Consider the following 13203-nt stretch of genomic DNA (forward strand, 5'->3'; position numbering starts at 1 on the left):
ATGTTGGCTTGTCTTGCCCGAGACCGTGCGACGGGCCAAGATTTTTCGTACGAAAAATCTCTTCCCTCAGACAAGCGTTGCGATGATGGCGCGCAAGGTGGCGATGCCATCACCCTTTTCGCTGCTGGTCAGTACGATTTCGGGAAACGCCGCGGGATGTTTGGATAGTGCCGCGCGGACTTGCGCCAGAACGGCCTCGCGATCCTTGGCCTTGACCTTGTCCGTCTTGGTCAAAACGCACTGGAAGGTAACGGCCGAGGTGTCGAGCAGCTTCAGAATTTCCTGATCGACCGCTTTGATCCCGTGACGTGCGTCGATCAACACAAAGGCGCGGCGCAGGGTTTGCCGGCCGGACAGATATTGCTTGAGCAGTTTTTGCCATTTTTCCACGACGGGCAAAGGCGCGTTTGCATAGCCATAGCCCGGCAAATCAACGAGGTAGTGTTCGTCACCTGCAGTGAAATAGTTGATCTCTTGCGTGCGCCCGGGCGTGTTCGAGGCGCGGGCAAGGCCCTTGCGACCGGTCAACGCATTGATCAACGAAGACTTGCCGACATTCGACCGTCCGGCAAAGCACACTTCCATCCGGTCGGCAGGTGGCAAACCGGACATTGCGACCACGCCTTTAACGAACTCGGTTTCACCTGCAAATAGGAGCCGACCGCGTTCCAGCGTTTGGGGGTCCGGGTCTTCGGCAATGGGGAAGGGCAAAGACGTCACAGCGGCACCACCACGTCCTCGGGCCGCACAAGCCCACCTTGGATCACGTCACACCGGACGGAAAAGTCCCGATGTCCGAAGCTGTCCAGTGCTGCAAGCGTGTCCGCATCGCGCGCACCTGTGTCCGGGTTGGCTGCGGTTGCCAGGCAGCGATCCGTCCGCTCGCGCGGGCGCAGCACGGCTTCACCGACTTTGATATCGCGGCCCATCCAGTCAAATTCGACCCACGGTGCATCGCTGTCGAACCAGATATTGCCGCGCCAGCGGTGGATGGAAAGGGCATGTTCCATCTGCATCTCAACCGCACGGTGCGAGGCGTGGTTGCACAACGTCACCGAGGCGAAGTCGCTGTCGGTGTAGCCACGTCCATCAAGGCGCATGACATGCGATGGCAGTGCGCGGTCTTGCGGTACCAGTGCGTTGGTCCATGCGACGATAGCCTCGCCACCGTCGTCCGGGCGCACGGTCAGATCGGGTTGATCCGGGTGCATCAGAGTGACCGTCTCCGTCACTTCATCCAGCGTGGCGGTCACAGCCATCAGTCCAGGCGCCTTGGACACCCGGCTGAAGTGATGGCATGAGGCCCAAACGCCGGGCCCCGCCTTGGCGGCGTCATGGGCGATGGCCCAAACGCGATCCCACGGCATCGACTGGCCTGCGATCAGCGTGACGGCTGAAACAGCCTCGCGACCATGGCTTTTGATCGGATGCCGCCAGAGTTCGGTGACCTGCATCAGTCGCCATCCGCGGCGGACCGCTTCTTGGAACTGCCCCTGATATTTCCCAGCAGATCCGGCTTGTAGCCTTGGCTGCGCATGATCAGGTATTGCTGCGTGAATGTGATCACGTTGTTGGCGATCCAGTAAACGACAAGGCCGCTGGCAAAGCCACCGAGCATGAACATGAAGACCCAAGGCATCCACGCAAAGATCATTTGCTGTGTTGGGTCAGTGGGCGCCGGGTTCAGCTTTTGCTGCAACCACATCGAGATGCCCAGCAGGATCGGCAGGATGCCAATGAAGACCAGCGCCATCAGGCTGGTTGGTTCCGGTGCATCATTCGGCAACAGACCGAACAGGTTGATGATCGAGGTCGGGTCGGGCGCGCTGAGGTCCTGGAACGGGCCGAAGAAGGGCGCGTGCCGCAGTTCGATCGTGACGAAGATCACCTTGTAGAGCGAAAAGAAGATCGGAATCTGCAAAAGGATCGGCAAACAGCCCGCAGCCGGGTTCACCTTTTCCTTCTTGTAAAGCTCCATCATACCCTGTTGCAGCTTTTGTTTGTCGTCGCCTGCTTTTTCCTTGAGTTCCTCCATCCGTGGCTGAAGCTCTTTCATCTTCGCCATGGAGACGTAGGATTTGTAGGCCAGTGGTACGAGCACGGCCTTGATGATCAGGGTGAGGCCGATGATTGCCCAGCCCATATTGCCGATCAGGGCGTTCAGTTCGTGCAGCAGCCAGAAAATCGGCTTGGTCAGGAAAAAGAACCACCCCCAGTCGATGCTGTCGATGAACCCTTCGACGCCGGCCGATTGGTATTCGCGGATCGTTTCCCATTCCTTGGCACCCGCAAACAGTTGGGTCTGGATCGCGACTGTCGCGCCGTCTGCGACGTCCTGCGTGGGCAGGCGGGTCACAGCGCGATACACATCGGTGCGCGGTGCGTAGGTCAGGGCCTGATCAAAGTTCTGAACGCCGGACGGGATCAGGATCGATTGCCAATAGTGATCGGTAAAGCCCACCCATCCGCTGGTCACACCTGCGGTGACGATGGCGGGGCGTCCCCACGCGGGATCGACATCCGCATCCGGTACTTCATCCCAATCGGTTTCTGCCAGTTCGCCATCTGCCATGGCCACGGCGCCTTCATGCAGGATGAAAAAGTTTTTCAGATCAGATGGTTCACCGTGCCGGGTCAGCATACCGTAGGGGGCCGCGCGGACAGCGGAACCGCTGGTGTTGGTCACCGACTGAGTGATGTCGAACATGTATTGGTCATCGATGCTGACCGTCCGTTCGAACAGCAAGCCCGCACCATTGTCCCATGCCAGTGTAACCGGCGCCCCGACGGCCAAGGTGTCGCCACCCGTCTGGGTCCATGTTGTGTTCGGGCCGGGAACGGCCTCCGCGTCAAGTCCGCTGCCGGGCGCCCAGCCGTAGACTGCATAGTAAGCATCCGGATTGCCGACAGGGGCCATCATTGTAACGATGTCTGCGTTGTCGTCCCGGCTGACGCGGTAGTCTTTCAAGCGCAAGTCATCGATGCGACCGCCCAACAACGAGATGGACCCCGACAACCGCGGCGTTTCGATGTCGACACGCGGCGCGTCGGCGACTTCGGACGCGGCTTCGGTGGTGGGCTGTGCCGTGCTGTCGGCTGTCGGTGCCGTAGGTACTGTGCCGGTGTCCTGTGTCTGAGCCGTCGCCGGGACTTGCGCATCAAGCGGAACCTCCGGCTCGGGTGGAGGAAACAGTACAAACCACACCAGAATAACAAGGAAACTGAGCGCCGTTGCAAGAATGAGGTTCTTGTTCTGATCGTCCATCGGGGACTGCCACCTGCTGTCTGAAACGTTGCACGGGTTCAACAGAGTGCAGGACCAAAGGTCAAGCGGATTCGCGGCCTAACAGCCCCCCGTGCCGATGCCGCTTTCAAGCATGGGCTATGATGTCTTGGAAATCCGGGCGCTTGCACGCCGCCGGACGAAGCGCCCTTTGGTCAGTTGGTGCGACGCACCGGCAGGGATGGTGCATCCATCAGCTTGCTTTCATGGGCGCGCACCCAGTCGAGAGTTTTCTCGAAGGGCATCGGGCGCGCGATGCCAAACCCTTGCACGTAGTCACATCCAAGTTGTGACAGAAGCGCGTGCTCACCCACGGTTTCCACACCCTCAGCGAGGGTTTCGATGCCGAGACGCTCGGCCATGGTCAGGACCGCACTGATCATCCGCTGTTGTTCGGGATCGCGGTCCGCTTTCATCACGAAGGACCGATCAATCTTGATCCGGCCAACCCCGAAGCGGCGGATGGAGGATATGGACGCATGACCGGTGCCAAAGTCGTCAAGATCAATCCGGCACCCCAGTTTGGTCAGCGCATTGATGTTGCGAGTGATCGTGTCATGCGTAGTGTCCGTGACAACCGTTTCCAGAATTTCAACGGCCAGCCTGCTGGGCGTGAGCTCAAAACGGTCCAATTCCCAGCGGATCTTGTCCACGAGCTTTGGATTGTTCAATTCGGAGCCACTGAAGTTGACGCCGACATGGGGGACAACCAAACCTGCGGAGTCCCATGCCTTGAGGGCTGTAAAGCTGTGATAAATCATGATCTCGGCAAGGCGTTCGAGCAGACCCGCGTCTTCGATGGCAGGCAGGAACTCAGCTGGTGAGATCGCGCCCTTGTCGGGGTGGATCCAGCGCGCCAGGGCTTCGAACCCGGCCACTTTGCCTGTGTCGGTCGAGATTTGCGGCTGGAACCAAGGCTGAATTTGTCCTTGTTCCAGTGCGCCAGCGACTTCATCCCGCAGGTTCGCGCGGTTTTTCAGCCGTGAATGCAGTTCGGTCGAATAGGCGCGAACGGATGAGGGACCACGCCGTTGTGCCTCTGCCAAAGCGGCCAGAGACCCATTGGCCCAGTCGCGCCCGGTGCTTCCCGGCGCGCGGTTCAACAGGCAAAATCCGATGGCGACGGACACATACACCGTTGCGCCGTCAATCGCGATTGGCTCTTCGATAGCGTTTTGGTAGCGGCTGCACATCTGTATGCAGCTTTCCAGGTCCAGATGCTGGACTGCCCCAAGGCAGAGAGAAAACCTGAAATCGCCCGTCCGACACACCACGTCCGTGTCACGCATGGTCGCGACAAGCCGATCTGCGACAGCCTTCAGAATACGATCCTGCGCGGCGGGTTCGAAACGTTCACCGAGCGACGTATGTTCATCAATTTCAATCGCGAAGATGGCGCTGTACTTGTCGGCACCTGGCGCATCTTCTCGCATGGTGTCGATCTTGTTGTTGAATTCATCCTGCGACACCAGACCGGGTTGCAGGGTATGTGCATCCCGCCTGCGCAACAAATCCTCGACCCCGCCAAAGGCGAACCAGAGAATGGGCATCGCGATTGCAATTGTGGTCAACGCCACTTCGCCCCCCAGCCAATAGGCGGCCAGCATCGCCGCTGGAATAAAAGCCAGCGTTTGTGGCCCGGTGAGGGCGGACGCTGCCCGCTCGCGCAAGATATTCAGCTTTTCTGGCGTGCGGAATTGCATATGTGACCCCTTTTCCGAACCACCCGGCTGCACTGTCGGGTTGAGAAAGCTGTAGGGAAACGAGGTAAGCCAGCGCTTAACGCAGATCGGGAATGTTCACGTTTTTTTCTTCAAATTTTTCCGAACTGAGCGCCAATCCTGCAAAGTCGAACAGTTTTGGGTCCAGCAGGTGTGATGGGCGCGCATTCATCAATGCCCGAAACATCACCTGTCTGCGCCCGGGGCTGTTGGTTTCCCACTGGTCCAGGATTTGCTTGACCTGTTGGCGCTGCAACCCGTCCTGACTGCCGCACAAGTCACATGGAATAATGGGATACTCCATCGCTTTGGCGAATTTTTCGCAATCGGCTTCGGCCACATGCGCAAGAGGGCGATAAAGGAATAAATCCCCTTCTTCGTTGACGAGCTTGGGCGGCATGGTCGCCAACCTGCCGCCATGAAACAGGTTCATGAAAAATGTTTCCAGAATGTCATCCCGGTGGTGCCCCAATACGATGGCGGTACACCCTTCCTCACGCGCGACGCGGTAGAGGTTGCCCCGGCGCAGGCGCGAACAGAGCGCGCAAAAGGTTCGACCCTGGGGCACCTTGTCGACCACGATGGAGTATGTGTCCTGATATTCGATCCGGTGGGGGACCTTCATGCGTTCCAGAAATTCCGGCAATACGGTCGCGGGAAAACCGGGTTGCCCCTGATCCAGATTGCAGGCCAACAGCTCCACCGGTAACAGACCGCGCCATTGCAGTTCATACAGCACGGCCAGCAGCGTATAGCTGTCCTTGCCGCCTGACAGACAGACGAGCCATTTGCCGCCCTTTTCGATCATGCCGTATTGCTCAATCGCTTCGCGGGTGTGCCGCACGATCCGCTTGCGCAGCTTCTTGAACTCGGTGGAGGAGGGCGCACCGGCAAAGAGCGGGTGAATGTCGTCACTGTCATCAAGCATTGGGCCACCTTTGGGCTGAAGTCGCGTCCTCATATACCAAGCAGGTAATGAACCAAAAGGGCTGCCGCGCCGTATCGTTTCAAAAGGAACGGGGAATGATGTGATGTGGCGAATAATGATCGTGCTGGGGGTGCTTCTTCTTGGGGCCTGTACTGGAAAGCCTTCGCTGCAGGACGAAGCGTTGTCAGATCGGCAACTGAACCTCGAGGAATTCTTTGATGGCAAAGTGACTGCGTACGGGCAGTTTCAGGACGTATTTGGCACTGTCCGGCGTCGCTTTACGGTCGAGATTGACGGGACGTGGGATGGCAACGTGCTGATGTTGGTCGAGGACTTTGTCTATGAGGATGACAGCACCGAACGGCGGGTGTGGACTTTGACCAAGACAGGTCCAGACAGTTGGGAGGGCACCGCTCCGGGTGTGATCGGTACGGCGACGGGGCAAGAAAGCGGCGATACGTTCAACTGGCAGTACACGATCGATCTGCCGGTGCCCGATGGCACGCTGCGGGTGACGTTTGACGACTGGATGTGGCTGCTGAGTGAGGATCGATTGCTCAACCGTGCATATATGAAGCGTGCAGGCGTCGACATTGGTGATGTGATCATCACGTTTGAAAAACAATGATGTCGCTGGAACGCGGCGCGCCGACTCAAATGAACTGATGCGCCTGTTTGAACAGGCCTTGGTCGCTAGGGATCGTCGCGTTTCGGCACCGGGTCATACCCGTGACCGCCCCAGGGGTGGCACCGACCGATCCGGCGGGCCGCCATCCAGCTGCCCTTGATCGCGCCATGCTTTTCAAGCGCTTCCATGGCATAGGCACTGCAGGTGGGCTGATAGCGGCAATTGAACCCGACCCACGGGGAAAAGAGCAGGCGGTACGCCCGGACCGGCAGCGACACGACAAAGGCCAGCGGGCTCATGGCAACCGGTCCAGTGCGGCGTTGCAATCGTCAATCAGAACCGAGAAGGGGCGGGTTGCCGTAACATCCGCACGTCCAACAAAGACGTAGTCCGTTCCGGGTACACCACGACGGCTGAGGACATGGCGCGCCACTTCGCGCAGGCGGCGCTTGGCGCGGTTGCGGGCGACGGCGTTGCCCACTTTCTTCGAACAGGTGAACCCGATGCGGATTGCGTCATCATCGTCACGGGGCCGGACCTGCAGGATGAAACCTGGCATGACAACGCGCCTCGCCCGCGCGGCGCGCAGAAAGTCAGCGCGCTTTTTGAGAGTGCCCAAACGCAATGGCCCCGCCAGCGGCATGTTCTCGCCAGCGTCAAAGCTGGGCGAAAAGGCCTCCGGCGGGGTCATGAACTTCCCTTTCGGGGTGTGCTTTAGGCGCTCAGCGACTTCCGGCCGCGGGCGCGGCGGGCGTTGAGGATCTTGCGGCCAGCCTTGGTTGCCATGCGGGCACGGAAACCGTGACGGCGTTTGCGCACGAGGTTCGAAGGTTGATAGGTGCGTTTCATCGCATTGGCTCCGGATCTGTTGGCCCCTTCACCCGCGGATTCGGGATGGGGCAGTATTCGAAGCCCGTCCTCTAAAGGGGAGGGTGAGGCAAGTAAACCCTCCGGACATCGAAATCAGCGCAGATTGCAACAAAACGCGGTATCATCACGTTGCTATGTTTCAATCTGTGACACGAAGCCGATTAAACCTCACATAAATGGGCACTTCCGTTCAACGCGGCGTGATACCCCTGTTTTGACGGGTGCGGCAGGCGCATTTTCAGGTCACAAACCGCGCAACACTTGGCGCAGCCCGTCAGATGCACCGAAGGACACGGTATGACCGACACAAGCGAACCACGCAAATCGACCCTGATGCGGAACCTGCCGCTGATCGGTATCCTGATCATTGCGGCCATCGGCGCATTTACCTTGCGCGACTATCTCAGCTTTCAAACGCTTGCAGACAACCGTGAGGCGTTGATTGCGTTTCGCGACGCCAACTATCTGCTGACGGCGCTGGTCTTTGTGGCGATCTATGTGCTGATTGTGGGCTTTTCGCTGCCGGGGGCCAGCATTGCCACACTGACAGGGGGCTTTCTGTTCGGGACCATCTTCGGGTCGCTGTTCGCGGTGACCGCTGCCACCATCGGCGCCGCCATCATCTTCCTGGCGGCCCGCCACGGTTTTGGTGAGACGCTGGGCCAGAAGATGGAAGCGTCCAAGGGAACCATCAAGAAGATCAAGGACGGCATCGATGAAAACCAGTGGTCCATGCTGTTCGTCATCCGCCTTGTCCCTGCCGTACCCTTCTTTGTCGCCAACCTGATCCCGGCCTTCATGCAGGTGCCGCTGCACCGCTACGTTATCTCCACGTTCTTCGGCATCATCCCCGGCTCTGTTGTCTTCAATTCGGTTGGTGCCGGTCTGGGCGAGGTGTTTGCCCGCGGTGAGACGCCGAACCTTGGCATCATTTTTGAGCCGCACATCCTGCTTCCAATCCTTGGTCTGGCCGCGCTGTCGCTTCTGCCGGTGGTGGTCAAGGCTGTGACGGGCAAGAAAGGTCTCTGACTCCAATGAAACGTATCAAGACCGATATCCTGGTCATCGGGGCCGGGTCTGGTGGCCTGTCTGTGGCCGCCGGGGCCGTTCAGATGGGGGCCAAGGTGGTCCTGCTGGAAGGCCACAAGATGGGTGGCGACTGCCTGAACTATGGCTGCGTGCCATCCAAGGCTCTGATCGCCAGCGGCAAGATGGCGTACGGCCAAGCGCATAGCGCGGCTTACGGGGTGTCCAACACCGAGCCAAAGATCGATTACGCCGCAGCCAAAGATCATGTGCACGAGGTGATCGCTCAGATCGAACCTGTCGACAGCCAAGAGCGGTTTGAAGGTCTGGGCGTGCATGTCATTCGCGCGTTTGGCGAGTTTATTTCGGACACCGAGGTTCAGGCAGGCGATACCGTCATCACTGCGCGCAGGATCGTGATTGCAACGGGGTCGAGCCCGTTGGTCCCTCCGATCGATGGCATTGATACCGTGCCTTACCTGACAAATGAAAACCTGTGGGAGTTGCGAGAGCGCCCCGATCACCTGCTGATCATCGGCGGTGGACCCATCGGAATGGAAATGGCGCAGGCGCATCGGCGGCTCGGGTCGAAAGTGACCGTGATCGAAGGCGACAAGGCGCTGGGCAAGGACGACCCCGAAATGGCGGCGGTGGTGTTGACCAACTTGCGCGCAGAGGGCGTTGAGATTGCAGAAGACGCGCTGGCCGAGAAGATCGAGGGCGGCGAGGGCACTATCACCGTGCACACCAAAGATGGGCGGAGCTTCACCGGTTCGCACCTGCTTGTGGCCGTTGGCAGAAAGACAAACACCGACAAGTTGAACCTTGAAGCTGCGGGCATCGAGACGACGAAAAAGGGCGTAAAAGTCGATGACAGCCTGCGCACGACCAATCGCCGGGTATATGCGGTGGGCGATGCCGCCGGTGGCCTGCAATTCACCCATGTGGCGGGCTATCACGCCGGGGTCATCATCCGGTCCCTGCTGTTCGCACTGCCGTCCAAGACCAAGACGGCGCATATTCCATGGGCCATCTATACGGATCCGGAATTGGCTCAGGTGGGCCTGACCGAGGCGCAGGCCAAGGACACCCACGGCGACAAATTGGAGGTCGTGCGCTTCCACTTCAATCACAACGACCGTGCCATTGCTGAACGCAAGACCGACGGCCTGATCAAGGTGATGGTGGTCAAGGGGCGCCCGGTGGGCGCGTCGATCGCCGGTCATCAGGCGGGCGAGCTGATCAATCTGTGGTCTCTTGTCATCGCGAACAATATGAAGATGAGTCAGGTTGCCGCCATGGTTTCACCCTATCCGACCATAGGAGAGGTCAACAAACGTGCCGCAGGTGCCTATTTCAGTCCGCGCCTTTTTGAAAGCGCTATGGTCAAGCGGGTGGTAGGGCTTGTGCAACGCCTTGTTCCTTGACCACATAGTAAGATGATGAACTCACTCTCCGGCCGTTTCCTGATCCTGACCACGATCTTCGTGATGTTGGCAGAGATTCTGATTTTCGTGCCGTCCATCGCGCGTTTCCGCGAGGAATACCTGCAGAACCGATTGGAGCGGGCGCAAATCGCGTCGCTTGCTTTGCTCGCGGATGACATGATCGACAGTGAACTTGAGGAAGAGCTGCTGGAAAACGCAGGCGTCTTCAACGTTGTGCTGCGCCGCGATGAGGTTCGGCAGCTGATGCTCGCATCCCCCATGCCGCAGCCGATTGACGGCACATTCGACCTGCGTGAGGGGACAGCACCCGTTCTGATCCGCGATGCACTGATGCGCATCGTGCAGACGGAAAATCAGGTGATCCGAGTGATCGGTGCCCCAACGCGGGAAGCGGGGCTGCTTATCGAAGTCACGATGGAAACAGCGCCCTTGCGGGCCGCGATGATCGACTACGGCATCCGCATCCTTGTCCTGTCCGCCGTAATTTCGATTGTGACGGCGTTTTTACTGTTTATTGCGGTGCGGGCCATTTTGGTGAAGCCGATACGGGGTGTTGTCGGGCATATGCAGCGCTATGCCGCGGCTCCCGAGGATGCGCGCCGCATCATCACGCCAAATGCCGGTGTGACCGAACTGCGCGAGGCCGAGGAGGCACTGCGCAGCCTGCAAACGGAACTCATCTCCGCGCTGCGTCAAAAGGATCGGCTGGCTCAACTGGGTGGCGCCGTATCAAAGATCAGCCACGATCTGCGCAACATTCTGACATCCGCTCAGCTCTTCACGGACCGGATCGAAACCTCCGAGGACCCACTTGTCCGTCGGATGGCCCCCAAGCTGGTCGGGTCCATCACACGTGCCGTGAACCTCTGCGAAAGCACGCTTGCCTTTGGCAAGGCGGAGGAGCCAAGCCCGTCGCTGATGATCTTTACGCTGGACGATCTGGTGTCTGACGTCCTGGACAGCGAACGCCTGGCCGTGGGCGATCACGACCTGTCCCTCAGCGAGAACATCCCCCCGCTCTTTTCGTTGCGCGCCGATCCTGAGCAACTGTTTCGTGTCGTGTCGAACCTTGTGCGCAACGCCCGGCAGGCCATTATCGCCACGGGCAATCCGGGCGAGATCAACGTGTCCGCATATGAAGATGCCGACAATTGGTGGATCGAGATTGCCGATACTGGTCCAGGCCTACCGCCCAAGGCGCAAGAGCATCTGTTTCAGCCATTTCAGGGCGGTGTGGCAAAGGGCGGTACCGGTCTGGGCCTTGCCATCGCATCAGAGCTTATCCGCGGCCATGGCGGCGCGTTGGAGCTGGACCGGACGGGCCCAAAGGGAACGGTGTTTTCGATCCGTTTGCCGAAAGGGGATGAGATTTGATCCCGGCATCGCTTTTGCCGCGATAAGCCCTTGCAAACCTGCGGCGGCGGGACTAAACCGCCCGCCAGTGGACCGATAGCTCAGCTGGATAGAGTACCTGACTACGAATCAGGGGGTCGGGGGTTCGAATCCTCCTCGGTCCGCCATTTCTTTTTTGTTAAGCGACGCATAGTCCTTCCTTGTGAGACAGAACCTTCCCTTTTCCGACGCATGGTCTTGCCTTCGATCTTTGTGGACTGACGTATCATCCTTGCTCTTCAAAAACTGGTTTTGAGCGAAGCCCTTCAGGGCGCTCGTCTCAAAAACCTGTTCCTGGCGGGGCTTGGGGGTAGCAAGTGCAACACAATTCGACAGGGCTGGTGCGGCCCGTAGGCGATGCAGAGGACACGGCGCTGTCTAATTGTGTTGCAGGTGCGTGGGGACGAAGTCCCCTAGCATTTCTTCAAAGAAGGGCGGAAAGCGGACCTTCGCTTCAGAAGCAAACCACTGTTGTCTACAGACCAAAGCCGTCAACGAGTTCCGACCAGCAAAGCGTTCGTTGGATACATCCTAGGATTGATGATATGAGACAAAAAAGAAAATCAAAAAGCAGAGCCATGCGAACGGCCGGACGATCCGTTTAGTTTCAGCTTCCTGGAGGCCAAGATATATTCCGCTAGCTTTTCGATATTCCCGATTGAAATTCTCGGACCATCCGTCTGGGAGAACAACCTCAAACGTCTTCTTTACGATCAACGGATTCTTTCATGTGCCGCAGTGATCTGTATCAATCATGGACACCATTTGGTCCGACTCTGCGGGAAGCTCCATTAGCTTCCTTGCCTGGGAGTCCACCAAGTCTATCGAAAGCTTGTGAAGTCCATAAAAGTTTCCCGGTAATTTTGTGAACCTTATGGCCGCCTCGAACTGCAATACATGCGCAGGCCAATCGCGGATCAAAACTACAGATCGGCTAATTGTGCGAGTGCCGGCGGGTTCGCCCGGTTCTTCCCAGCTCTCGGTGAGTCGTTTCAGTAAGCCGCCATCGGGAACAACCCTCCGATATTGCTAATCAACGGTTCAGGGGCCTACGAACGGCCCTGAACTCAGCCCCCGGAAAATCTCCGGTCGGGTGGTCCGACCACAGGAAGCAGGTCAGTGTCAGCTGCCTCTCTTCCAGTTTGCAGTATGAAGCGTCTGGCCAATCTAAGTGATCACTTACTTAGCCGAAGTCGCCGAGCTAAACGAAACGGTATCCGATGCCGCGGACGGTCTTTATGATCTCCGGTTTTTTCGGGTTTTTCTCTATCTTGTTCCGCAATCGTGAGATGCGCAGGTCTATCGAGCGGTCGAAAGGCTCCCAGCCTCGATTATGCGCGAGCTCAAGCAGTTGGTCACGACTGAGCACGCGCCCACGATTTGAGGTAAAGGTCTTTAACAGAGCGAACTCCATGGACGTGATTGGAATTTCTTCATTGTCTTCGCTGAACAGCCGCGCTGAATGCATATCAAGCGTACAATGACCAAAGGGGACCAAGCCCTGGTTATCGTTGATGGCTGTGGTGTTGGCAGGTTCTGTACGACGCAGAACGCTTTTAACCCTCGCCTCCAGTTCCCTCAGATCGACGGGCTTTCCGATATAGTCGTCAGCGCCAAGCTCAAGTCCGACGACTCGATCCACGATAGACGAAGCGGCAGTGAGCATTATGACCGGGATGCGACTTTCAGCACGCAAATTGGTAAGGGCGGTGATACCGCTTTCGCGCGGCATGCGTACGTCAAGAATGATCAACTCGGGAGAGGTCCTGCCGAGCGCCGCGCGCAAGCCCTCCGCATCCGGAACACCTTCGACCCGATATCCCCGCTCCCCAAGATAGTCGATCACCATCTCGCGCAGGTCTTCTTCGTCATCACAAATGAGGATGTATGGCATTGACATTCGCTTG

The 13203-nt window shown here is 58.3% G+C and carries 13 protein-coding genes and 1 tRNA gene; 5 read left to right on the forward strand and 9 right to left on the reverse strand.

Annotated elements, in window-relative coordinates; genetic code table 11:
- Positions 1–66: 66 nt before the first annotated feature.
- From yihA to ttcA, 5 genes are all read right to left on the reverse strand, one after another.
- The gene (gene yihA / locus Q1A32_RS10860) at positions 67–720 is read right to left on the reverse strand and encodes a ribosome biogenesis GTP-binding protein YihA/YsxC (RefSeq protein WP_299652568.1); all 654 of its coding nucleotides are present in this window, start codon (positions 718–720) and stop codon (positions 67–69) included.
- The gene (locus Q1A32_RS10865; RefSeq protein WP_299652571.1) at positions 717–1454 is read right to left on the reverse strand and encodes an MOSC domain-containing protein; all 738 of its coding nucleotides are present in this window, start codon (positions 1452–1454) and stop codon (positions 717–719) included. Before Q1A32_RS10865 ends, yihA begins: the two co-directional genes overlap by 4 nt.
- Positions 1454–3265: a membrane protein insertase YidC gene (yidC, locus tag Q1A32_RS10870; protein WP_299652574.1), complete on the reverse strand. Its 1812-nt coding sequence runs from the start codon at positions 3263–3265 to the stop codon at positions 1454–1456. The genes Q1A32_RS10865 and yidC overlap by 1 nt, the downstream gene beginning before the upstream one ends.
- Before the next feature lie 173 nt (positions 3266–3438).
- Positions 3439–4986, reverse strand: a complete 1548-nt coding sequence (locus Q1A32_RS10875) for a bifunctional diguanylate cyclase/phosphodiesterase (RefSeq protein WP_299652577.1) — start codon at positions 4984–4986, stop codon at positions 3439–3441.
- A gap of 76 nt (positions 4987–5062) precedes the next feature.
- Positions 5063–5932: a tRNA 2-thiocytidine(32) synthetase TtcA gene (gene ttcA / locus Q1A32_RS10880; RefSeq protein ID WP_299652580.1), complete on the reverse strand. Its 870-nt coding sequence runs from the start codon at positions 5930–5932 to the stop codon at positions 5063–5065.
- 103 nt (positions 5933–6035) lie between these two features.
- Here ttcA and Q1A32_RS10885 point away from each other — a divergent pair, with 103 nt between their 5' ends.
- Positions 6036–6560, forward strand: coding sequence for a DUF3833 domain-containing protein (locus Q1A32_RS10885; RefSeq protein WP_299652583.1), 525 nt, complete (start codon positions 6036–6038; stop codon positions 6558–6560).
- Between the two features lie 65 nt (positions 6561–6625).
- Here the strand turns inward: Q1A32_RS10885 and yidD are convergent, their stop codons facing one another.
- The 3 genes from yidD to rpmH form a co-directional block, all read right to left on the reverse strand.
- Entirely contained in the window at positions 6626–6859 is a 234-nt protein-coding gene (gene yidD / locus Q1A32_RS10890) for a membrane protein insertion efficiency factor YidD (RefSeq protein ID WP_299612556.1), read from the reverse strand.
- Positions 6856–7203 (reverse strand): ribonuclease P protein component, encoded by a 348-nt coding sequence (gene rnpA / locus Q1A32_RS10895; protein WP_299652878.1) that lies wholly within the window; start codon positions 7201–7203, stop codon positions 6856–6858. The genes yidD and rnpA overlap by 4 nt, the downstream gene beginning before the upstream one ends.
- A gap of 71 nt (positions 7204–7274) precedes the next feature.
- On the reverse strand, positions 7275–7409 hold the full coding sequence (gene rpmH / locus Q1A32_RS10900) for a 50S ribosomal protein L34 (protein WP_005980833.1): 135 nt from the start codon (positions 7407–7409) through the stop codon (positions 7275–7277).
- A gap of 318 nt (positions 7410–7727) precedes the next feature.
- Between rpmH and Q1A32_RS10905 the strand changes: the two genes are divergently transcribed.
- From Q1A32_RS10905 to Q1A32_RS10920, 4 genes are all read left to right on the forward strand, one after another.
- On the forward strand, positions 7728–8459 hold the full coding sequence (locus tag Q1A32_RS10905; RefSeq protein ID WP_299652587.1) for a TVP38/TMEM64 family protein: 732 nt from the start codon (positions 7728–7730) through the stop codon (positions 8457–8459).
- Positions 8460–8464: 5 nt separating this feature from the next.
- Positions 8465–9883 (forward strand): NAD(P)/FAD-dependent oxidoreductase, encoded by a 1419-nt coding sequence (locus Q1A32_RS10910; protein ID WP_299652590.1) that lies wholly within the window; start codon positions 8465–8467, stop codon positions 9881–9883.
- Positions 9884–9895: 12 nt separating this feature from the next.
- On the forward strand, positions 9896–11278 hold the full coding sequence (locus tag Q1A32_RS10915; RefSeq protein ID WP_299612546.1) for a sensor histidine kinase: 1383 nt from the start codon (positions 9896–9898) through the stop codon (positions 11276–11278).
- Between the two features lie 69 nt (positions 11279–11347).
- A tRNA-Arg gene (locus Q1A32_RS10920) sits at positions 11348–11424 on the forward strand.
- A 1073-nt stretch (positions 11425–12497) separates the two neighbouring features.
- Here the strand turns inward: Q1A32_RS10920 and Q1A32_RS10925 are convergent.
- A complete protein-coding gene (locus Q1A32_RS10925) occupies positions 12498–13190 on the reverse strand; it encodes a response regulator (protein WP_299652593.1) in 693 nt (230 codons plus the stop codon).
- Positions 13191–13203 lie beyond the last annotated feature (13 nt).

The organism is uncultured Tateyamaria sp., assembly GCF_947503415.1.
GTDB lineage: Bacteria > Pseudomonadota > Alphaproteobacteria > Rhodobacterales > Rhodobacteraceae > Tateyamaria.